This window comes from Streptomyces sp. NPDC053432, assembly GCF_055585365.1.
In genome coordinates, this window is record NZ_JBVJKF010000023.1 from 113,815 (window position 1) to 134,159 (window position 20,345).

The following is a 20,345-nucleotide window of genomic DNA, read 5'->3' on the forward strand; positions in this document are numbered from 1 at the left end:
CGCCGGGGGCCGGGGGGTCAGCTTCCGAGCCCCGCCGCGGCCGGATCCTCCTGGCCGCCCCGGACCCGCTCCCCGGCGCCGCCGCGCAGCAGCAGGAGCCCGGCGCAGCCGCACAGGGTCACGGCCGCGAAGGCGAAGCAGGCCCACAGGCTGTACGAGCCGCCCCACAGGTCGCCGGGGGCGACGCCGTGGACCGCGGTCACGGCCGCGACCCCGAGCGCGCCGCCCGCCTGCTGGCAGGTGACCAGCGCACCGGAGGCGGTCCCCTGGTCGTCCATGCCGGCGGCGGAGCTGGCCAGCATGGTGGCCGCCGGGTAGGCGACGGCGATGCCGGCGCCCACCAGGACCGCGGCGGGCAGCAGATGCGTGAGGTACCCGCCTCCCTCCACCGTGGTGTAGATCAGCTGGCCCGCCGTGAGGACGACGAGCCCGGCGAGCAGAAGCTGCGTCAGGGGCCTGCGGTTGGCCAGCCGGGCCGCCGGGGTGGAGAGCAGGGCGACGGCCAGCCCCTGGGGCAGGAACGCGAGCCCGGCCACCAGCGCCGACCAGCCCTGGCGCTCCTGGAGCTCGGTCGCCACGAGGAACATGGCACCCGTGATCCCGGCGAACGCCCCGCCCAGCGCGAGGGACGCGGCCGCCATCCGCCGGTCGGTCATCAGGGACAGCGGGAGCAGCGGCACCCGGGCCCTGGCCTGGGACACCAGGAAGAGCAGGATCGCCGCCAGCCCGGCACCCGCGACCAGGGTGACCTCCGGCCCGCTGCCGGTGCCGATCCGTCCGACCGCGTACACCACCGCGATCAGCCCCCCGGTGATCAGCAGCGGGGGCACCCGGGGCATCGGCTCCCGGTCCCGCCCGCGCCCCGCGCCCTCGGCGTCGAGGACCCGGGGCCCGAGCACCAGCACCAGCGCGGCGAGCGGGACGTAGAGGAAGAACGCACCGCGCCAGCCGAAGCCCTGGGTCAGCAGGCCGCCTATGACCACGCCGAGCGAGAAGCCCGCCGCCCCCATCGCGCTGAAGACGCCGAGCGCCTTGTTGCGGGCGGCGCCCTCGGGGAAGCCGGAGACGATCAGGGCCACGGCGGCCGGAGCGGTGACGGCCGCCCCGGCACCCTGCACGGCCCGCGCCAGGATGAGCAGCACCGGCTCCTGCGCCAGCGTCGCGGCGAGCGATCCGGCGCCGAACACCCCGACGCCGAGCAGGAACATCCGGCGCCGGCCCCACCGGTCGGCGCATTTGCCGCCGATGAGGAGCAGTCCCGCGTACGTGGTGAGGAACGTGCCGGCCGCCAGCTGCAGCTGGTCCGGACGCAGCCCCAAGTCGGCCTTGATGTCGGCCAGTTGCACGTTGATGCTCGACAGGCTCATGCCCTCGAAGAGCACGGCCGTGCACAGGACGAGGAGTTTCGTCCATGCGCGCCGGTCGAAGGTCGACGCCCCATCGGGCTTCGGGGAACTCATGCCGGCCACTGCTCCTTAACCGTTCGGGGGTGCGGTGCGTCGCCGGCCACGAGGCGATAGGCCCCGCGCAGGTCGTCGCCGTCGTACCGGTAGCGGGCGAGCTCGCGCACGGCGGCGCCCGCGTTGACCGCCACGGTGTCCGTCAGCTCCCGGAACAGCGGGATGTCCGAGCCGGAGTCACCGTAGGCGACGCAGTCCTCGCGTTCGAGACCGAAGCTCCTGCGCGCGCGGTCCATGATGCCGACCTTGTCCGCGGGCGTCAGGATCCCGGCGGGGTCGGGTTCCGTGTTCAGCGGGAGGGGCGGGAACCGGGAGGCGACCACCGCGTCGACGCCGACCCCCAGCAGCAGGTCGGCGAAGAAGTCCGGGGACATCGTCACGACGATCGCGTGCTGCCCGCGCCGCCGGATGTCGGCGACGACCTCCGGCAGCCCGGCGATCCACGGCGCCCCGGCGAACGCCCGGGCGACGAGCTCCCGGGACAGCCCCCGCCACAGCCGGCCGACACCCGCGGCGAAGCCGCGGGTGTCGAGGCGGCCGTCCTCGAAGGCCGCCTCCAGCTGCCGCAGTTCCGGCACGCAACGGGCATGTCGGGCGATCTCCAGGCTCGCCGTCGTGCCCCGCAGCAGCGTGCCGTCCATGTCGAAGACGTGCAGCCGGGTCATCGCCGTCCGCTCGCCGCCGACCCGCTCACGGCTGCCGGGTACAGCTCCCAGCCCGGCGGCGGTGCCTCACCCCGCCAGGCGGCGGCCAGCGCCGCGCTGGCCGGGAAGAGCGGCTCCGGCAGCGCGGCCGGGTCGGCCCAGACCCAGCGGTCGAAGACCTCCGGCTCGGTGACGGTCACCGCCGGGGCTTCCTGCGGGGTGGTGACCACCACGCCCGCGGTCAGGTGGGTGCGCTCCCCGGCCGTGTTCAGGGTGCAGGCGAACACCCGCGCGTCCGCCACCTCGACCACTCCGGTTTCCTCGGCGATCTCCCGTACGGCGGCCGCCTCGAAGGTCTCGCCCGCCTCCACGTGCCCGCCCGGCAGGCACCAGGAGGCGGGTTCGCCCCGCTTGACGCGATGGCCGATCAGGACGCGGCCGTCCGGCCGCACCAGCAGCGCGCCGACGCCGACGACAGGGGCCTTGCGTCCCGTCGAGGGACTCGTCACTTCCGTGCCTCCAGTGCGCGCAGCGCCGAGTCCGCCGCGTAGTGGCCGCTGATCATGGCGGCCACGATCCCGCGGAACAGGCCGCAGGCGTCGCCCGCTACCCAGGCCGGGGCGTCGAGCAGGCGCAGGTCCCCGTCGACCTTGGGGTACCAGCCGACGCCCTCCAGGGTGGGGCCCACCAGCCGGGTCTCGGCGTCGTCGATGACGGGGTAGGCCTCGGCCAGCCGGGTCAGGCCGCGCGTCATGATCTCGCGCAGCTCGCTCCCGTACACCCGCTCGAAGGTCCGGGCCGCCGTCGGCTCCCCCGCGAGGAGCTCCTGCATGGACAGGGTGAAGAAGGACTCCTCGTCCGCCATCGCGGCGAGCGCCGGGGCCATGGCCCGGTCCGCCACCGTCTCGTCCATGATCCGGGTGTTGAAGCCCACGTTGGAGCGCCCGGTGGGCGGGCAGTCGGACCGGCCGGAGACGGTCCACAGGCCCTGCGTCTCGGTGAGCGCGGCCTCGCCCTGGCGGCAGGCGCAGAAGGTGCGCCACTCGACGCTGCCGTCCTGCTCGCGGAAGCGGAGCTTGGGGTCGAGCTGCTTCATGTCCTTGAAGAAGGCCTTCTCCGCGGGCTGTTCGATGCGGAACCCGACCTCCAGGCGCCTGAAGGAGCGCTGCCCGGTCAGCGAGCGGAGCCCGAGGGGGCCGAAGCGGCCGCTGGCCAGGATCAGCCGGCCGGCCGTCAGCTCGGACGTCTGGCCCTTCGCGTCGGACAGCGACAGCCGGAACAGGTCGGCGGCCCCGTCGTAGACGGCCTCGGATATCTCGGTCTCGTTGATGACGTCGGCGTCGGCGGCCGAGACCATGTCGTCGGTCAGCCGCAGGCGCGCCTCCAGCGAGAGGTAGTCGGAGGGGTACTCCTTGAGGACCCACTCACCGGCGCCCACGGTGTAGGCGCTCGGGTCGTCCGGGAACGGCGGGGTGTCCAGGCCGTAGGAGCCGAGCAGCTCGCAGGTCCATTCGTACGCGGAGCGGAGGTCGTCCGCGCGCGGCAGTGTCCACAGTTCGGTCGCCGAGGGGAAGAACGAGAACTTTCCGTCCGAAAAAAGCCCCGCGCCGCCGTGTCCGCGCGTCATGTCGACCGCCGCGTGGCGGTCGCGCTCGCCGACCGGCTTTCCGCCGTCGATGAGTGCCACCTTGTGCGGCGTTCCCGCCAGACGCTTGGCAGCGGCGAGGCCGGCGGGGCCCGCACCGATGATGACGAGATCGTAGTGGTCCATGGTTCTCCAGACAGGCATGGCCGAGTGCCCCAGGCGCGAACGCGGACAAGGGGCTGCACGGGAAAGGTGAATGGCGCGCGAACGATCGCGCGGAGAAAGGAGAAGGGAATGTGAAGGGACGGCGAGCGGGCGCGTCAGACGGACGCGGGAAGGCTCACTTCGTGAATGTCCGTGAGATTCCGGTGACGCTCGGCGTAATCGATGCCGTATCCGGCGACCCAGTGCTCGGAGATGTCGAATCCGACATATCTGGGTGCCACCGGCTTGGCGACCGCGTGCGGCTTGCGCAAGAGGACACAACACTCCAGCGAGGCGGGCGACTGCGCCCGGAAGCGGTCCAACAGCCAGGAAAGGGTGGTGCCCGTGTCGAGGATGTCCTCCACGACGAGAACGTCTCGTCCGGTCAGCTCCTCGCCGATGTCCTTCAGCATCCGGGGCACCCCCGCGGTGCTGCCCCTCCCGTACGTGGACACCGCCGCCCAGTCCATGACGACCGGCAGGTCGATGCTCCGGGCCAGGTCCACGGTGAAGGCGGCCGCCCCCTTGAGGACGCCTATCACCACGATCTCCCGGCCCCGGTAGTCACGCGTGATCTCGGCACCGAGCTGCGCGACGCGCTCGCCGATCTGATCACGCGTGAACATCACCCGTGATAACTCCGCCTGTGTGGTCTGCGATCCCACAGGTCCTCCCCCGTTTGTCACTCCGACTCTCTAGGTGTAACCGGCACCCAAGCTACACACTCGGGGGAGCGACGCGGTGGAATCCCACCGTCCGGGGTTTGGTTCAGGCCAATGTCGTGGGTTCCACCGCGAAGATCTCGGCCGACAGTCCCGCCGCCACGTCCAGATGGGCCGACGCCGGCACGGAGAGCGGATCGGCTCCGGGCCAGAAGCACTCCACGTACCCCTCGCGGTCCAGGTAGTTGGCCTGCTGCCCGCTGGAGACCGCCCCGCGGGCGGCGAACACCTCGTACGAGCGGACCGCGGGGTCGACCTCACCGGCGGGCCGGATCCCGGTGATCGTGCCGGGCGGCGCCTTGAGCACGGCGATGGCCGACAGGCCGAGGGGCCGGGGTGCCGGGACCGGGTCGTCCAGCAGGTCCAGGTAGGAGCGGATGTGCAGCTCGTACGGGGAGATCCCCAGGGCCTGCTCCACCAGGTCCGGGATGCCGTCGCCGGCGGTCCGCGCACCGACCTCCATGATCTGCGGGGGCTGGTCCCCCTCAAGACGCAGTTCCACGTGGGCCACACCGCGGTCGAGGCCCAGCGCCGTGCAGGCGCGCTCGGCCAGCTCGATGACGTCGGCGCGCTCCGAGTGGACGCTGGGCACGCGGTGCCCGATCTCGGCGAAGTACGGCCGGGGACCCAGGGACTTGTCCGTCACGGCCAGCACCTGCGGACGTCCGCCGTGGGTGAGGACCTCGACGGAGACCTCCTCGGAGAGCGTGCAGAACTCCTCGACCTGGATGCCCTGGTTCTTGACGGTGAAGGTGGCGGCGTTCCGCGCGATGATCTCGTGCACGTTCGCGTAGGCGTCGGCGAGCTCCGACTCGTCCGCGACGAGCCGGACGCCGAGGCTGCCGCCGAAGGCCGAGGGCTTGATGACGCAGGGGAACCCGAGCTCGGCGGCGGCCGCACGGGCGGAGTCCAGGCCGTCCACCGTGATGTAGCGGGGCGTGGCGACCCCGGCGGCCAGCAGCCGGTCCTTCATCCGGTTCTTGTTGATGCCCGAGTCCTCGATGGCCTCACGGCTGAGGAAGGGAAGTCCGTAATGGTCGGCGATCGCCCGGCCGGGGATCAGCCCGGGGTCGAAGAACGGCACCACACCGGCCGGAGTCATACCCGTCGCCTTCTCGAAGTCCAGTACGGCCTTCAAGGACGAGTCGGCATCACTGAAATCACCCAGCAGAACGTGGTCGAAGAACTTCGCCGCACGGGGGTCGCGGGAACGCGCGATCGTGACGATCGGACCGTCGAACACGCGCAGTGCGGCGACCACCGCTCTTTCCCGCAGGGCCATGGTCGCGCCGAACACGAGGAGGTACTGGTCTTCTCTGGCAGTAGATGATCCCATGAACGTTAGGGTAGGCCCACCGAATCCGAACGTGGGGGTCAACTGGCCATGAGCGCTGACTACTTCACAGATCCATTGGGTGGACTGACCGACGCGGAGTGGGACGAATCCGCCGAAGGACGCTTCTATTCCTCGGCGTTCTGGCTGCGCCTCGTGGCCCTGGAGCCCGGAGCGATATCCGGCGGTCTCCACGTCCCGCTGCCGGGGGGCGGCCGGGCCGCCGTCCCCGTCGCGGCCACGGAGCCGGACGGCATGTCCAACCCGCACCTGCGGTGGCACGACCTGCTCACCGAGAAGGGGCTGCCGAGCCCGTCGGCCGGGGGAGTGCTGGTGTCCCAGCGCCGCGGCTACCTGGCGGACCTGCTGGCCACGCCCGGAGCGGACCGGGCCGAGGCCGCCGCCGCCCTGCTGGAGGCCGTACGCGCGCTGCCCGATCCCCACGGCCCGTCCGGCGCGCCCTCGGGCCCGGCCCGCGTGGCCATGTACTTCGGCACCCAGGACGTACTGGCCCTGCGCGCGGCCGGGGTCAAGGCGCTGCCGGTCGTCCTGACGGCCGACGCCTCGCTGGAGATCCCGGAGGGCGGCTGGGACGAATGGCTGCAGACCATGGGGTCCCGGCACCGGCGCCAGCGCGTGCGCAGCGAGGTCCGCAAGTTCGAGCAGGCCGGGTACCGCGTCGAGCACCGCGTGCTGCGCGACTGCTACGCCGACGTCGGCCGGCTCGCGGCCAGGACCGAGCAGCGCTACGGCATCGACGGCAGCGCGGACGCCTACATCGAGGCGTTCCGCAAGCACGCCGACCTCGCCGGGGACCGCGCCGAGGTGCTGCTGTGCTCCGTCGACGGCGAACCCCCCGTCGGCTGCTGCTTCTACGTCCGCGACAAGGACACCGTGTACCTGCGCGCGGTCGGCTTCGAGTACGAGCAACTGCGCGGCGCAGCCGAGTACTTCAACCTCGCCTACTACATCCCGGCCCGGATGCCCGGAGTACGCCGGCTGCACGCGGGCATCGCCACGCCGGGCGGCAAGGCCCTGCGCGGAGCCGTCCTGGAGCCCCTGTGGCTGCTCGACCTGACTCCGGACAGCCCCCTCGAAGGGCACGAGGAGGAGATCCGGGCCCACAACGCGGCCTTCCTCAAGCGCCTGGAAGGCGATTCCGAAGCCGTGGCCGCGGCGGTGAGCACCGAGGAGTGGCAGGACCTGTGCGGACGAGGGAACTGGCCGGCCCCCGGATCCTCCACCCCGGAGGGCTGAGCCGGTGACCGCCACCGAGACCGAGGTCCCCCCGGGCAAGAGGTTCGGACCGCTCGCCCACCGCAACTTCCGCCGCTTCTACGTCGGCCACAGCCTTTCCCTCCTGGGCACCGGCATGGAGCGGATCGCCGTCGCCTTCGCCGTGCTCGAGACCGGCGGCTCCGCGTCCGACCTGGGGCTGGTCATCGCCTCCGGCGTCGTGGTCAACGTGGTGTGCCTCCTGGCCGGCGGGGTCGTGGCCGACCGGTTCGGCCGCCGCGGGGTGATGCTGGTCAGCGACAGCCTGCGGTTCGTGGCGGAGGGCACCTTCGCCACCCTGGTGCTGCTGGGGCACGCGCCGCTGTGGGCGGTGCTCCTCCTGCACGCCCTGCAGAACGTCGGGACCGGCTTCTTCACCCCGGCGATGGCCGGCCTCACGCCCGACATCGTGCCCGCCTCGGACCTCCAGCGCGCCAACGTGCTGATCGGCCTGGCCAAGGACGTCGGCGTCGTCGCGGGCCCCGTGTTCGCCGGGTTCCTGATCGCCACGTCCAACGCCGGAACGGTGCTCGCCATCGACGCCGGCACCTATCTGATCAGCGTGATCGCGGTGGCGCTGGTGAAGATGCCGCCGTACGTGAAGCGCGGCGCCGCCTCCCCCCTGACCGACCTGCGGGAGGGTTACGCCGAGTGGCGCCGGCAGAGCTGGCTCTGGATCACCAGCGTCACCTTCGCCCTCTTCAACGGGCTGCTGTACGCGCCGTTCCTGGTACTCGGCCCCATCGTCGCCAAGGAGGACCTGGGCGGCAGCGACGGCTGGGGGATCGTCCTCGCGGTCCTGGGCGCCGGGTCCATCCTGGCCGCCCCGGTGCTGATGAAGTGGAGCCCCGGCCGGCCCGTCGTCGTGATCGTGCTGGCCCAGGCGGCCTGGGCGCTCCCCGTGCTCTGCCTCGCGGTGCCGGCCGGGCTGCCCCTGACGGCGGCGGCCGCCTTCATCGGCGGCGCGTCCCTCGCCGTCTTCAACGCGATCTGGACGACGCTGGTGCAGAGCAAGGTCTCCGGCGAGCTGATCTCACGCGTGTCGTCCTTCGACGCGGTGTGCTCCTACTCGCTCTCCCCGATCGGGCTCGTCGTGGCGGCCGCCGTGGCCGACGCGCTCGGCGGCCCCGGGACGGTGCTGTGGGCGGCCGGGCTGTGGCAGCTGGCGAGCGCGGCCGTGCTGCTCACCCTGCCGGCCATCCGCCGGGTCACCCTCGACCCGGCGGCCGGCTGACCGCCCGGACCGCAGCCCCGCCGCTCCCCCCGCCCGCCGCCCTCCGTGCCCGGCGGCCGGGGGAGCGGCCGGGTCAGCGCAGCCGTACGGGCAGGGACTCCAGGCCCCTGATGAGCGTGCTGGGCCGCCAGCGCAGCGCCTCGGGTTCGCGCGCGAGCGCCAGCCGGGGGAAGCGGTCGAGGAGCCTGCCGATCGCGATCTCGGCCTCCATCCGGGCCAGCGGGGCCCCCACGCAGTAGTGGATGCCGTACCCGAAGGCGAGGTGGCCCGTCGGGTCACGGGTGATGTCCATCCGGTCGGCGTCCGGGAACCTCGCGGAGTCCCGGTTCGCCGACGACAGGGACACCATGACGAACTCGCCCTCGGGCACCAGCACGTCCCCGAGCCGCAGCGGCTGCGTGGTGTAGCGGTACGTCGCGATGTTGAGGGGGCCCTCGTGCCGCAGGAACTCCTCGACGGCCCCCGGCAGGAGCGAGGCGTCGGCGCGCAGCGCGGCCAGCTGCTCCGGGTGGCGCAGCAGCAGGAGCACGCTGTTGCCGATCAGGTTGACCGTGGTCTCGTGCCCCGCGACCAGGAGGAGGAAGGCCATGGCGCGCAACTCGGCCTGGGTCAGCGCGACATCGCCCTCGCGCGCGTGCACCAGTGCGGACAGCAGGTCGTCGCCCGGGTCCTCCCGCTTCGACTCCACCAGGTTCGTGAGGTAGTCCGCCATCCGCATCGCGGCGTCGGCCATCTCCTCGTGCCGGGCCGCCGAGGTCATCGTGACCGAGGTCCTGCGGAACTCCTCCTTGTCGGTCTCGGGGACGCCGAGCAGCTCACAGATGACCGTGGTCGGCAGCGGGAAGGCGTAGGCGGACAGCAGATCGGCCTCGTCCCGGCCCGCCATGGCGTCGAGCAGCTCGTCGGCGGCCTGCTCGACCCGCGCGCGCAGCCGCTCCACCCGGCGCGCCGTGAACGCCTTGTTCACCAGCGACCGCAGCCGGGTGTGGTCCGGCGGGTCGGTGTTGAGCATGTGCCCGGCGAGGGCCAGCTCGGCCTCGAAGGACTGCGGTTCGTCGGAGATCGAATGCCGTTCCAGCAGGGGCACCGCCCGCAGGATGTCCTTGCTGACCACCGGACTGGTCAACACCGTGCGCACGTCCTCGTAACGGGTCACCAGCCACACCTTGATCCCGCGCGGCAGGATGACTTCACGCGCCGGCTGTTCCGCCCTCAGCTGCGCAAACAGCCTGTGTGGGTTCTGTAGAAAATCTTCGTCCAGACGTATTGGCGTCGAGAGATGCATATCGGTCAAGATCCTCTCCGTGCTGTCGTCTTCCGCGCATCATAGGCGAGTTGATCGAACAGGAAGCCTTCGCAGATCACGCGCGCAAGGGGTTGGGCGTCTATAGCAGACACACCCGCACCCTGTCTCAACTTTGTTACCGGCATGGCGAGTTGGCCGGAACCGTGCCCCCGGGGAACCTTGTGGCCGAGCGTCGACTGTCCTTATGCTGCGGTCAATACGCGATCGCAAGCATGTGCCCTTCGAACTTCAAATGGGGGAATTTTGTCTTTCAAGGCACTTGAGATGAGCAAGACCGGTTTCGGCAAGCTGCGCGCCATCGAGATCGGCGTCACCTCGCGTTGCAACTTCCGCTGTTCCTACTGCGGCGCCTACGACCTGCAGGAACGGCGGATCCTCTCCCTCGACGAGGTCAAGCAGACCGTGGAGACGCTGCCCGACCTGGAGCGCGTCAAGCTCTCCGGCGGTGAGGTGCTCCTCGAGTTCGATCTCTGCGAGAGCATCGTCGCGTACTGCACCGAGAAGGGCATCCACACCCAGATCAACTCCAACGGGACGCTGCTGAACGACGAGAAGTTCGAGCGTCTGGAAGCAGCCGGTCTCGGAGTGCTGCACTTCTCCCTGAACCACACGGACGCCGCAAGTCATGCGGCGTTCTACAAGGTCACCGAGAAGATGTTCCCGAAGATCGAGAAGGCGATCAGCCGCTCGGTGGCCTCCGCCTCCATCGACACCGTCGTCGAGACGATCCTGTTCGACGAGACGTACACCCGGATGGCCGAGGTGCACCGGTTCGCCGCGGACCTGGGCGTGCGCAAGCACGAGGTCCAGATGGAGATCCCCGGCGTCCACCAGGGCTACGAGAACACCCTGTCGCCCGAGGTCATCTGCGACGCGATCTCGGACATGATCAGCGCCCGCGACCCGCGGACCTCGATCTTCTTCAGCTGCCTGTCGGCCTACTTCCGCCCGGGCACCGAGTCCTGGAAGCGCCTCCAGCCGCTGCTGCGCGACCCCGGTGTCGTCTACGCCAGCTGCATCGAGGGCAAGGCGCAGCTCCACCTGCACTCCAACGGCGACGTGCTGATCTGCGAACTCGGCGCCCCCGAGGTGATCGGCAACGTCTTCGACACCAACCTCCTGAGCATCTACGAGGAGAGCCCGAAGCTCCAGGAGTTCGTGCAGAGCAAGCACGAGGAGGAGACGTTCTCCTGCTTCCGCCACTTCGACACCCAGGGCAAGAAGGCCGACACGGGCGTGACGCTGCTCCCCATGCCGACGCTGGCCGTCCGTCCCCCCCAGTGAAGTGACCGGCGGATCCGCGGAGGAGTCCGGGGGACGCGTCCGCCCGGGGGTCGTCCTCGGGGTGATCGGCCACGACATCCACGTCGTGGCCAACCGCGTCATGGCCCACGGCCTGGCCGAGAACGGATTCCGTCCGTTCAACATCGGGACCAACACCGAGACCGACGACTTCGTGGACGCCGTCCTGGAAACGGGAAGCCGGGCCGTGCTCGTCTCCTCCATCAACGGTGACGGGGAGACCGCGTGCGTGGACATCGGCCGGATCTTCGCAGAGCGGGGTCTGGCCGATGTCCTGCTGTACGCCGGCGGGAACCTCGTCGTCGGGGACCGGCCGGAGGCCGAGGTACGCCGGATCTTCACCGGGTACGGATTCCACCGGGTCTTCCACCGTCCACCGGACTTCCACGGGTTCTTCCGGGCGCTGCGACAGGACGTGAACCATGGCGACGCCCACCGGTGAGGCGCGGGTGGAGGACCTCGACGGCGAGCGTTCCGCCCTCCTGCGGCTCAGTGGCGAGATCCGGCTCGGCACGGACACGGCGCGCGACCACCTGGCCTCCCTCCCGGAGACCAGGTTCGCCTCGTACGCCTTCCGCCGGCCGCACCACCGTCCGTACCTCCAGCCGCGCGGCGGCTTCCCCACCCTCGGCCAGCAGCGGGAACTCACCCTGGCCTTCCACGAGGCCGGGGCCGACTTCATACCGCTGACCATCGACAGCAACACCCGGCACAACGACTACGCGGCGGCCGCCCGCCACCTGAAGACCGGGATCGCCGAGGGGCGCAACCTCCTCAACGGCTTCCCGCTGATCGCCCACGGCCACCTGACCACCCGCGAGCTGTACCGCGGTGTGGACCGGCCGATCAGCCTCCGCCACGGCACCCCGGACGCCCGGCTGCTCGTGGAGACCGCGCTGGCCGCCGGGATCACCGAGATCGAGGGCGGCGGCCTGTGCTACTCGCTCCCGTACTCCCGGGACTTCCCGCTGGACCAGGCGCTCCTGCACTGGCAGTACGTCGACCGGCTGTGCGCGGTGAGCGGACCCGCCGGGCTGCCCGTGCACCGGGAGTCCTTCGGCCCGCTGACGGCGACCCTGGTACCCCCGGTGATGGTGATCGCCGTGCAGCTGTGCGAGCTGCTGCTCGCGGCGGAGCAGGGGGTCACCTCGTTCTCCGTGGCCTTCGGGCACACCGGCAGCCTGGAGCAGGACCTCGCCCTGGCGCGCGTCCTGCGCGAGCGGGCCGATGCCGTACTGACCCGGTTCGGCTTCGAGGACGTGCACGTCAGCCTGGTCTACCACCAGTGGATGGGCGCCTTCCCCGCCGAGCCCTCGCTGGCGTGGCAGCTGATCTCGGTGTGCGCCACCGCGGCCGCCCTGACCGGCGCCGACAAGGTGGTCGTCAAGACGCCCGAGGAGGCACTGGGCATCCCGACGGTGGAGGCCAACAGCTCCGCCGTACGGGCGGTGCGCTACGTCCTCGACATGTTCCCCGAGGGCCGCGGACTGTCCAACGCGACCGTGGACGAGGAGGCCGCCCTCATCGGGGACGAGGTCGACCTGCTCCTCGACCGGATCTTCGACAGCCCGGCGCCGAGCTTCCTGCAGTCGGTGTTCCGCGCCGTCCTCGCCGGAACCATCGACATCCCCTTCGCCCCGCACCGGCAGAACGCCTCCCGGCTGGTGACCGAGCGCGGCGCCGGCCGGCGGATCAGGATCCTGGATCCGGGATCCGTGCCGGTCTCGGCAGCCCAGCTGCGCCGGGAGCGGGAGCTGGCCGGAACGGGGACGGCGCAGGAGGGGCCCCTGTGGGAGCGCCTCCTGCGGGACCTGCACGTCCTGGCATGAGCGAGGAGAACGTGAGGGCGGCAGGCCGTCCCGCATGGCTGATGGACGTCGGCAGCACCGTGCTCAAACTGTCCCGGACCACACCGTCCGGCGGGTTCGGGCCGACGGTCCGCGAGCCGCGGAGTCCTGGTGTCGCCCCCGGGGAGCAGGCGGTGCGGCTGCTGCGGGAGTCCGGCTTCGACCCGTCCGCCGACGTGCTGCGCGCCTGCAGCTCGGCCGGCTCCGGGCCCACGGTGGGCGTCCTCGGGCTGACCGGGCGGTACAGCATCGCGGCCGCCGCCCGGGCGGCCGTGACCGCCGGCGCCGCCGTCTCCTACACCAGGCGGCTGGGCGGCCCGGTGGGCGCGCCACTGCCCCCGGTGGACGTCCTGGTGGTGGTCGGCGGCGTCGACGGTACGGACCACGGGCGCCTGGACCGGGCCGTACGCGGGACACGGCTCGCGGAGCACCCCCACCGGCTCCTGGTGTGGGCCGGGGCCGGCGACGCGGCCGTGGCCGCCCTGCTGCGGCCGCGGCACCGTACGCAGAACGTCGTCGACGGGGAACTGCGGCCGAACCGCGGCCCGTTGGCCGAGACGCTGCGGCGCATCCATCTGGCCGACATCGTGGACCGCGAGGGCCTGCGGCCGCTGGAGGAGTACACCGGCGCACCCGTGCCGGCCACCCCGGACGCCGTCGGCGCGGCGACGCGTGCCCTGGCCGGGGAACACGGACCGTCCGTACCGGTCCTCGTCGTCGACGTGGGCGGCACGACCACCGACGTCCACCACTGCGCGCGATCCGCCGACGGTGTCGACACCCGGGTGTTCACCGGGCTCGGCGTCGCGGGCGGGCGCCGCTCGCTGCTGGACCGGCTCGCGGGCACCCCAGCCCTCGACGAGTTCGTGGGGGCGGTGGCGCCCCGGGAGCGCCGCGTCCGCTACCTGCGGCTGCGGGAGGGCGACGGCACGGCGCTGTCCGCGCGGGACGCCGTACTCGCGTGCGTCTTCCTCGCCCTTCGCGAGCTCGACGCGGAGCGCCGGACGGGCCCGGCCCGGCTCGTCGTCACCGGAGGCGGCGCCGACGGCCTCGACCCGGGGCTGCTCGCGGCGGTGGCGGAAGCCGCCTGCGGACGCCCGCCGTCCCGTCCCCCCGCGCTCGACACCACCCCCGGCCTGTGGGCGAGGGGCCTCCTGACCCTGACCCTGAACCCGGCCCGGGCCCGACCGGTCCGGGGCTGAGTCAGCGCGCGCCTGAGTCGCCCGCGCCTGAGTCAGCCCGCGCCTGGGTCAGCCCGCGCCGCCCGGCGCGCGGACCCGGTCGGCCGCCTCCGCGGCGAGCTGCTGGCGGTCGATCTTCCCTCCGTTGCCGGTGGCGGGGAAGCCGTCGCGCCGCCACAGGTACCTCGGCACCATGTGGGACGGCAGCCGGTCCCGGAGGAAGCCCCGCAGGGCGTCCTCGTCCACCGGCCCGGCGTCCGCGGAGGAGTAGAACAGCGCGATGTCCTCGCCGATCTCGACGTTCCGCACCCCGACGGCGGCGCACGTCTCCACCGCCGGGAAGTCCACCGCGATCTCCTCGACCTCCGTCGGGCTGACCCGGAAGCCCGAGGTCTTGATCATGGCGTCGCGCCGCCCGACGAAGTACAGGTAGCCCTCCTCGTCGCGGGTCACGATGTCGCCGCTGAAGACGACCCGCTCGCCCGGGAACTGCGGGAGCGTACGGAACCGGGCCTCGGTCGCCTCCGGCGCGTTCCAGTACCCCTTGCTCACGCACCCGCCCCGGTGGACGAGCTCGCCCCGCTCGCCCGGGCCCACCTCGCGCAGCTCCTCGTCCAGCACGAGGATCTCCACGTCCGGGATCGCCCGGCCGATCGAGTTCGGCCGCTTGGCGACCTGGTCCGGCTCCAGGTACGTCGAACGGAACGCCTCGGTCAGCCCGTACATGAGGAAGACCTCGGCCCCCGGGAAGGTGGCCGCCAGCTCGTCGAGCATCCGCTGCGAGACGGCCCCGCCCGACGTCGACACGCAGCGCACCGCCGAGAGGTCGAAATCGGGCCGCCGGCGCAGCAGCCGCGGGTCGAACAGCCGGGTGATGATCACCGGCATGACCGGCAGCACCGTGATCCGCTGCTCGTGCAGGAACCGCAGGGCGTCGGCGGGGAAGACGAGTTCGTGCAGGCACAGACAGGCGCCGGTGAACAGGGCCTGCCACAACTGGTTCAGCCCGTAGTCGAAGTTGAGGGAGAGCAGGCTCCCGATCCGGTCGTCGCTGCCGACGCCCAGGTACTGCGCCGTGATCCGGGCGCCGTCCGTGATGTTGCGGTGGGTGACCATGATGCCCTTGGGGCGCCCGGTGGATCCCGAGGAGTAGATGATCGCCGCGACGTCGGAGCCGATGGACGCACCGGCGGACCGCCCCCGCTCCGCGCCCTCCAGCTCCTCGGGCACGCGCATCCTCGGCAGGATCAGAGCCGGGTCCACCTCGGCTTCCCGGCCGTGCAGCAGGGGGAGATCCGGTACCGCGTCGGTGACCTCACGCGCCCGGACCTCGTCCGTGATCATCAGCCGCATGCCCGAGTCGCGGACGATGTGCGCGACCCCCTCGCGCTTCAGCTTGGGCAGTACGGGAACCACGATCGCGTCCGCCAGCAGCACTCCGAGCACGGCTATCGCCTGGTCGGCGCTCTTCGCCATGCAGACGCCCACGCGGTCGCCGCGCCGCACGCCCCACCGGCGCAGTGCAGAGGCCGTCTCCGCCGCCGCGTCGCGCAGTTCCCCGAAGGTGAGCGAGCGGTCGTCGTCCTGGAGCGCGGGGCGTGAACCGTATTGCTGAGCAGCGGAGTTGACGAGGGATTCGACAGTGGACACGGTGTAGATCCTCATTCTGCGGATCTTAATGAGCCCGCACCGGCGCGTCGCCGTCTTGACGAAATCCCCGGAGCCGGCCGACGCGCGGCCGATGGCCCTTGCTGGGGCGCGTACCCACCTGACACGATTCGAACTGGCTGCTGAATCATGACACTTAGGGGGACAGAGTGCACAGCATCGCCCAACGAGCCTTCACCATGGTGGAGTTCGCGGGCCGCCGCTTCACCGTCGGCTCGTCGAACCCGGAGCACCACGCCGAACCGCGGCACGAGGTGGAGATCGGCGCCTTCCGGATCGCCGACCGCTGCGTGAGCGCCGCCGACTTCCTCGAATTCCTGCGGGACGAACCCGAGGCCCTGGATCACACCCTCATCGACTGCATCGACCCCTCGTTCATCGTGCACCGCGCCGGCGGCTTCGAACTCCGCCCGGGCGCGGCCGACTTCCCGATGATCCAGATCAGCTACTGGGGCGCGGCCGCCTACTGCAACTGGCTCTCGCGCACCGAGGGGCTCCCCCTCGCGTACGACCTGGAGCGGCGCACCGCCGACCTCGCGAGCGGCGGCTACCGGCTGCCCACCGAGGCCGAATGGGAAGCCGCCTGCCAGGAGGGCCGGCCCGACGGCACGCCGCCCGCCCCCGACGACTGCAACGCCGCCGAAGCGGGCCCGGCGTGCCGCGCCCTGCGCGCCGGCGAGACGCTGGCCGGCAACTTCCTGCCCGGAGCCCCGGCCCCCGTCCCGGTGGCGGCCCTGCGGCCGGACGCCGCGGGACTGCACCAGATGCTCGGCAACGTCCGGGAATGGTGCCACGACCGCTTCGGGAGCTACGGCCCCGACTTCCAGCACAACCCCGTCGGCCCGGCCCGCGGGAACTTCCGGGTGGTCCGCGGCGGCTCCTTCGTCGACCCGCTGCACACCCTCGGCCCCGCGACCCGTATCGCCGCCCACGAGGACACGCGGTGCGAGGTCTACGGCTTCCGGGTGGTGCGTGGAGGATGACCACGACGACGTACGGCACCGCCGCCCTGCCCGACTTCGCCGACGTCCCGGCGGGCGACCTCCCCGACGGGAGCCGGACCGCCGGATTCGGCCTCTCCGTCTTCCCCGTGACCGTCGCCCAGTACTGGGCCTACCTCGTCGACCAGGACCTCGTCGACGCCGACCGGCCGCTCCTGCACTCCTTCGCCGGACGCCCCGGCACCGGCCTGCGCACGGGCCCGGCCGGCACCCTCGTCCTGGACGAGGAGCTGGGCGACCTCCCGGTGACCGGTGTGACCTGGCGTGGCGCGGTCGAGTACTGCGGCTGGCTCGGCGCCCGCACCGGCACCTCCTGCCGCGTCCCGACGGCCGCGGAATGGCAGTACGCGGCAGCGGGCCCGCAGCGCCTGCGCTGGTCGCTGGGCGACACCTTCGATCGTGCGGCCTACGCCCCGCAGGCCGACGCGCCCCGCCCGGTCGGCACCACCGGCGCCAACGCCTTCGGCCTGCGGGACATGACCGGCAACGTCTTCGAATGGTGCGCGGACGAGCTCACCGCCCCCTCGGGTGCCGGACTCGGCTCACGGGTCATCAAGGGCGGCGCGTACACGGTCCGCAACCCGGAGAGCTTCGAGAACGCCACGGCCTTCACCGCCGACGAGCTGAGCACCGTGCCGTACATCGGCATCCGCGTGCTCCGTACCGACGGGTAGGCCGCGCCGTACCTGGACTCCCGCTCTCATGGAGCAACAAGGCCAGGTACCGTGGGACACGGTCTGCTGATCATTCAGCGGCCATCTAGCCGACAGCCGTCGCAATCGCAGGAGACTCACATGTCCTTGAGCTCTGTCCTCACCGGCGTTCTCCCGGAATCCAGCACCGCACGTGTAGCGGCCCTGCGAGAGGCTTTCGCCTCGCGGGTCGTCGTGGCGGACGGGGCGATGGGAACGATGCTCCAGTCGATGGAGCCGTCGATGGAGGACTTCGAGCAGCTGGAGGGCTGTAACGAGGTCCTGAGCGTGACCCGCCCCGACCTGGTGGACTCGGTGCACACCGCCTATCTGGACGCGGGCGTGGACTGCATCAAGACCAACACCTTCGGCGGGAACTACTCGGCTCTCGCGGAGTACGAGATCGAGGACCGGATCTTCGAGCTGTCGAAGGCGAGCGGTCTGCTGGCGCGCGAGTCGGCGGACCGGGCCTCGGTGGCGAGCGGGCGGCAGCGGTGGGTGCTGGGCTCGATGGGCCCGGGCACCAAGCTGCCGACGCTGGGCCACGTCGAGTACGTGGTGCTGCGCGACGCCTACCAGGCCAGCGCCGAGGGACTGCTGGAGGGCGGCGCGGACGGCCTCCTCGTCGAGACCTCCCAGGACCTGCTCCAGGCCCGCTCGGCCCTGCTGGGTGCGCGGCGGGCCATGGACCGGCTGGGCATCAGCGTCCCGCTGATCTGCTCGGTGACGGTGGAGACGACCGGCACCATGCTGCTGGGCTCGGAGATCGGCGCGGCCCTGACCGCCCTGGAGCCCCTCGGCATCGACATGATCGGCCTGAACTGCGCCACCGGCCCCGCGGAGATGAGCGAGCACCTGCGCTACCTCGCCCGGCACTCCCGCATCCCGATCTCCTGCATGCCCAACGCGGGTCTGCCGGTGCTGGGCAAGGACGGCGCGCACTACCCGCTGTCGCCGAGCGAGCTGGCCGACGCCCAGGAGAACTTCATCCAGGAGTACGGGCTCTCGCTCGTCGGCGGCTGCTGCGGTACGACCCCCGAGCACCTGCGCCAGGTCGTGGAGCGGGTGAGCGGCGCGGCCGTCACCGAGCGCAACCCGCAGCCGGAGCCGGGTGCGGCGTCGCTGTACCAGACGGTGCCGTTCCGGCAGGACACCTCGTACATGGCGATCGGTGAGCGGACGAACGCCAACGGGTCGAAGAAGTTCCGCGAGGCGATGCTGGAGGCGCGCTGGGACGACTGTGTGGAGATGGCGCGCGATCAGATCCGTGAGGGCGCGCACATGCTCGACCTGTGCGTGGACTACGTGGGCCGTGACGGTGTCGCGGACATGGCAGAGATTGCGGGTCGCTTCGCCACGGCTTCGACGCTGCCGATCGTCCTGGACTCGACCGAGGTCCCGGTGATCCAGGCGGGTCTGGAGAAGCTGGGTGGCCGTGCGGTCATCAACTCGGTGAACTACGAGGACGGTGACGGCCCTGAGTCGCGTTTCGCGAAGGTGACGCGGCTGGCGCAGGAGCACGGTGCGGCGCTGATCGCGCTGACCATCGACGAGCAGGGCCAGGCGCGGACGGTCGAGCACAAGGTCGCGATCGCCGAGCGCCTCATCGAGGACCTCACCACCAACTGGGGGATCCGTGAGTCGGACATCCTCATCGACACCCTGACCTTCACGATCTGCACCGGTCAGGAGGAGTCGCGCAAGGACGGCATCGCCACGATCGAGGCGATCCGCGAGCTCAAGCGCCGCCACCCGGACGTCCAGACGACGCTGGGTCTGTCGAACATCTCCTTCGGCCTCAACCCGGCGGCCCGTGTGCTGCTGAACTCGGTCTTCCTCGACGAGTGCGTCAAGGCGGGTCTGGATTCGGCGATCGTCCACGCCTCGAAGATCCTCCCGATCGCCCGCTTCGACGAGGAGCAGGTCAACACCGCGCTCGACCTGATCTACGACCGCCGTGAGGGCGACTACGACCCGCTGCAGAAGCTGATGGCGCTCTTCGAGGGCGTCAACACCAAGTCCCTCAAGGCCGGACGGGCCGAAGAGCTCCAGGCCCTGCCGCTGGACGAGCGCCTCCAGCGCCGCATCATCGACGGCGAGAAGAACGGTCTCGAAGCCGACCTCGACGAGGCGCTCCAGAGCCGTCCCGCGCTCGACATCGTCAACGACACGCTCCTGGAGGGCATGAAGGTCGTCGGCGAGCTCTTCGGCTCCGGCCAGATGCAGCTCCCCTTCGTCCTCCAGTCCGCCGAGGTCATGAAGTCGGCCGTCGCGCATCTCGAACCGCACATGGAGAAGACCGACGACGAGGGCAAGGGCACCATCGTCCTGGCGACCGTCCGCGGCGACGTGCACGACATCGGCAAGAACCTCGTCGACATCATCCTCACCAACAACGGCTACAACGTCGTGAACATCGGCATCAAGCAGCCGGTCTCGGCGATCCTCGAAGCCGCGCAGGAGCACAAGGCCGACGTCATCGGCATGTCGGGCCTGCTGGTGAAGTCGACCGTGATCATGAAGGAGAACCTGCAAGAGCTCAACCAGCGCAAGCTGGCGGCCGACTACCCCGTGATCCTCGGCGGCGCGGCCCTGACCCGCGCCTACGTGGAGCAGGACCTCCACGAGATCTACGAGGGCGAGGTCCGCTACGCCCGCGACGCCTTCGAGGGCCTGCGCCTGATGGACGCCCTCATCGGTGTGAAGCGCGGGGTGCCGGGTGCCGCTCTGCCGGAGCTGAAGCAGCGGCGTGTCGCCAAGCGGGACACGCCCGTCCTGCAGGCGGAGGAGGCCGACGAGCCGGGCGGCCGTTCCGATGTGGCCGTGGACAATCCGGTGCCCGTCCCGCCGTTCTGGGGCACCCGGGTGGTCAAGGGCATCCCGCTGAAGGA

The 20,345-nt window shown here is 71.4% G+C and carries 17 protein-coding genes; 9 read left to right on the plus strand and 8 right to left on the minus strand.

What is annotated here, in order from left to right:
- Positions 1-17 precede the first annotated feature (17 nt).
- From ACZ6Y1_RS30505 to ACZ6Y1_RS30530, 6 genes are all read right to left on the minus strand, one after another.
- Positions 18-1,460 carry an MFS transporter gene (locus ACZ6Y1_RS30505; protein WP_469637091.1) on the minus strand — a complete coding sequence of 481 codons (1,443 nt, stop codon included), beginning with the start codon at positions 1,458-1,460 and terminating at the stop codon, positions 18-20.
- A complete protein-coding gene (locus tag ACZ6Y1_RS30510) occupies positions 1,457-2,125 on the minus strand; it encodes an HAD family hydrolase (protein WP_469637094.1) in 669 nt (222 codons plus the stop codon). The genes ACZ6Y1_RS30505 and ACZ6Y1_RS30510 overlap by 4 nt, the downstream gene beginning before the upstream one ends.
- Positions 2,122-2,613, minus strand: coding sequence for a nucleotide triphosphate diphosphatase NUDT15 (locus ACZ6Y1_RS30515; protein WP_469637097.1), 492 nt, complete (start codon positions 2,611-2,613; stop codon positions 2,122-2,124). The genes ACZ6Y1_RS30510 and ACZ6Y1_RS30515 overlap by 4 nt, the downstream gene beginning before the upstream one ends.
- Entirely contained in the window at positions 2,610-3,875 is a 1,266-nt protein-coding gene (locus ACZ6Y1_RS30520) for an FAD-dependent oxidoreductase (protein ID WP_469637100.1), read from the minus strand. Before ACZ6Y1_RS30520 ends, ACZ6Y1_RS30515 begins: the two co-directional genes overlap by 4 nt.
- Positions 3,876-4,009: 134 nt before the next feature.
- Positions 4,010-4,519: a hypoxanthine phosphoribosyltransferase gene (gene hpt / locus ACZ6Y1_RS30525; RefSeq protein ID WP_469637103.1), complete on the minus strand. Its 510-nt coding sequence runs from the start codon at positions 4,517-4,519 to the stop codon at positions 4,010-4,012.
- Between the two features lie 142 nt (positions 4,520-4,661).
- Complete coding sequence (locus ACZ6Y1_RS30530; protein ID WP_469637106.1) at positions 4,662-5,951, minus strand: ATP-grasp domain-containing protein; 1,290 nt, start codon at positions 5,949-5,951, stop codon at positions 4,662-4,664.
- A gap of 48 nt (positions 5,952-5,999) precedes the next feature.
- On the opposite strand from ACZ6Y1_RS30530, the gene ACZ6Y1_RS30535 reads away from it, so the two are divergent.
- The gene (locus ACZ6Y1_RS30535; protein WP_469637109.1) at positions 6,000-7,205 is read left to right on the plus strand and encodes a GNAT family N-acetyltransferase; all 1,206 of its coding nucleotides are present in this window, start codon (positions 6,000-6,002) and stop codon (positions 7,203-7,205) included.
- Between the two features lie 4 nt (positions 7,206-7,209).
- Positions 7,210-8,457 (plus strand): MFS transporter, encoded by a 1,248-nt coding sequence (locus tag ACZ6Y1_RS30540; protein ID WP_469637112.1) that lies wholly within the window; start codon positions 7,210-7,212, stop codon positions 8,455-8,457.
- A gap of 73 nt (positions 8,458-8,530) precedes the next feature.
- On the opposite strand, the gene ACZ6Y1_RS30545 is transcribed toward ACZ6Y1_RS30540, so the two are convergent.
- Positions 8,531-9,613 carry a cytochrome P450 family protein gene (locus ACZ6Y1_RS30545; protein WP_469637115.1) on the minus strand — a complete coding sequence of 361 codons (1,083 nt, stop codon included), beginning with the start codon at positions 9,611-9,613 and terminating at the stop codon, positions 8,531-8,533.
- A 414-nt stretch (positions 9,614-10,027) separates the two neighbouring features.
- Here ACZ6Y1_RS30545 and ACZ6Y1_RS30550 point away from each other — a divergent pair, with 414 nt between their 5' ends.
- Genes ACZ6Y1_RS30550 through ACZ6Y1_RS30565 form a run of 4 tightly spaced genes read left to right on the plus strand, consistent with a single transcriptional unit; the run spans position 10,028 to position 14,114 of the window.
- Positions 10,028-11,047, plus strand: coding sequence for a radical SAM protein (locus tag ACZ6Y1_RS30550; protein ID WP_469637118.1), 1,020 nt, complete (start codon positions 10,028-10,030; stop codon positions 11,045-11,047).
- A gap of 1 nt (position 11,048) precedes the next feature.
- Entirely contained in the window at positions 11,049-11,507 is a 459-nt protein-coding gene (gene glmS, locus ACZ6Y1_RS30555; protein WP_469637121.1) for a methylaspartate mutase subunit S, read from the plus strand.
- Positions 11,488-12,894 (plus strand): hypothetical protein, encoded by a 1,407-nt coding sequence (locus ACZ6Y1_RS30560; RefSeq protein ID WP_469637124.1) that lies wholly within the window; start codon positions 11,488-11,490, stop codon positions 12,892-12,894. The genes glmS and ACZ6Y1_RS30560 overlap by 20 nt, the downstream gene beginning before the upstream one ends.
- Entirely contained in the window at positions 12,891-14,114 is a 1,224-nt protein-coding gene (locus ACZ6Y1_RS30565; RefSeq protein ID WP_469637129.1) for a glutamate mutase L, read from the plus strand. The genes ACZ6Y1_RS30560 and ACZ6Y1_RS30565 overlap by 4 nt, the downstream gene beginning before the upstream one ends.
- 48 nt (positions 14,115-14,162) lie before the next feature.
- On the opposite strand, the gene ACZ6Y1_RS30570 is transcribed toward ACZ6Y1_RS30565, so the two are convergent.
- Entirely contained in the window at positions 14,163-15,758 is a 1,596-nt protein-coding gene (locus tag ACZ6Y1_RS30570) for an AMP-binding protein (RefSeq protein WP_469637132.1), read from the minus strand.
- Positions 15,759-15,910: 152 nt separating this feature from the next.
- Between ACZ6Y1_RS30570 and ACZ6Y1_RS30575 the strand changes: the two genes are divergently transcribed.
- The 3 genes from ACZ6Y1_RS30575 to metH form a co-directional block, all read left to right on the plus strand.
- A complete protein-coding gene (locus ACZ6Y1_RS30575; protein WP_469637137.1) occupies positions 15,911-16,744 on the plus strand; it encodes a formylglycine-generating enzyme family protein in 834 nt (277 codons plus the stop codon).
- Complete coding sequence (locus ACZ6Y1_RS30580; RefSeq protein ID WP_469637140.1) at positions 16,741-17,436, plus strand: formylglycine-generating enzyme family protein; 696 nt, start codon at positions 16,741-16,743, stop codon at positions 17,434-17,436. The genes ACZ6Y1_RS30575 and ACZ6Y1_RS30580 overlap by 4 nt, the downstream gene beginning before the upstream one ends.
- Positions 17,437-17,556: 120 nt before the next feature.
- Positions 17,557-20,345: methionine synthase (metH, locus tag ACZ6Y1_RS30585; RefSeq protein ID WP_469637143.1), on the plus strand; the 2,789-nt coding region annotated here is incomplete at its 3' end.

What these genes read in the sequence shown, in the direction of transcription:
- ACZ6Y1_RS30550 (WP_469637118.1), top strand. Translation starts at nt 10,028, where the DNA reads ATGAGCAAGACCGGTTTCGGCAAGCTGCGCGCCATCGAGATCGGCGTC.
- ACZ6Y1_RS30565 (WP_469637129.1), top strand. Translation starts at nt 12,891, where the DNA reads ATGAGCGAGGAGAACGTGAGGGCGGCAGGCCGTCCCGCATGGCTGATG.
- ACZ6Y1_RS30505 (WP_469637091.1), bottom strand. Translation starts at nt 1,460, where the DNA reads ATGAGTTCCCCGAAGCCCGATGGGGCGTCGACCTTCGACCGGCGCGCA.
- ACZ6Y1_RS30510 (WP_469637094.1), bottom strand. Translation starts at nt 2,125, where the DNA reads ATGACCCGGCTGCACGTCTTCGACATGGACGGCACGCTGCTGCGGGGC.
- ACZ6Y1_RS30580 (WP_469637140.1), top strand. Translation starts at nt 16,741, where the DNA reads ATGACCACGACGACGTACGGCACCGCCGCCCTGCCCGACTTCGCCGAC.
- ACZ6Y1_RS30570 (WP_469637132.1), bottom strand. Translation starts at nt 15,758, where the DNA reads ATGAGGATCTACACCGTGTCCACTGTCGAATCCCTCGTCAACTCCGCT.
- ACZ6Y1_RS30560 (WP_469637124.1), top strand. Translation starts at nt 11,488, where the DNA reads ATGGCGACGCCCACCGGTGAGGCGCGGGTGGAGGACCTCGACGGCGAG.
- hpt (WP_469637103.1), bottom strand. Translation starts at nt 4,519, where the DNA reads ATGTTCACGCGTGATCAGATCGGCGAGCGCGTCGCGCAGCTCGGTGCC.
- ACZ6Y1_RS30520 (WP_469637100.1), bottom strand. Translation starts at nt 3,875, where the DNA reads ATGGACCACTACGATCTCGTCATCATCGGTGCGGGCCCCGCCGGCCTC.
- ACZ6Y1_RS30530 (WP_469637106.1), bottom strand. Translation starts at nt 5,951, where the DNA reads ATGGGATCATCTACTGCCAGAGAAGACCAGTACCTCCTCGTGTTCGGC.
- ACZ6Y1_RS30535 (WP_469637109.1), top strand. Translation starts at nt 6,000, where the DNA reads ATGAGCGCTGACTACTTCACAGATCCATTGGGTGGACTGACCGACGCG.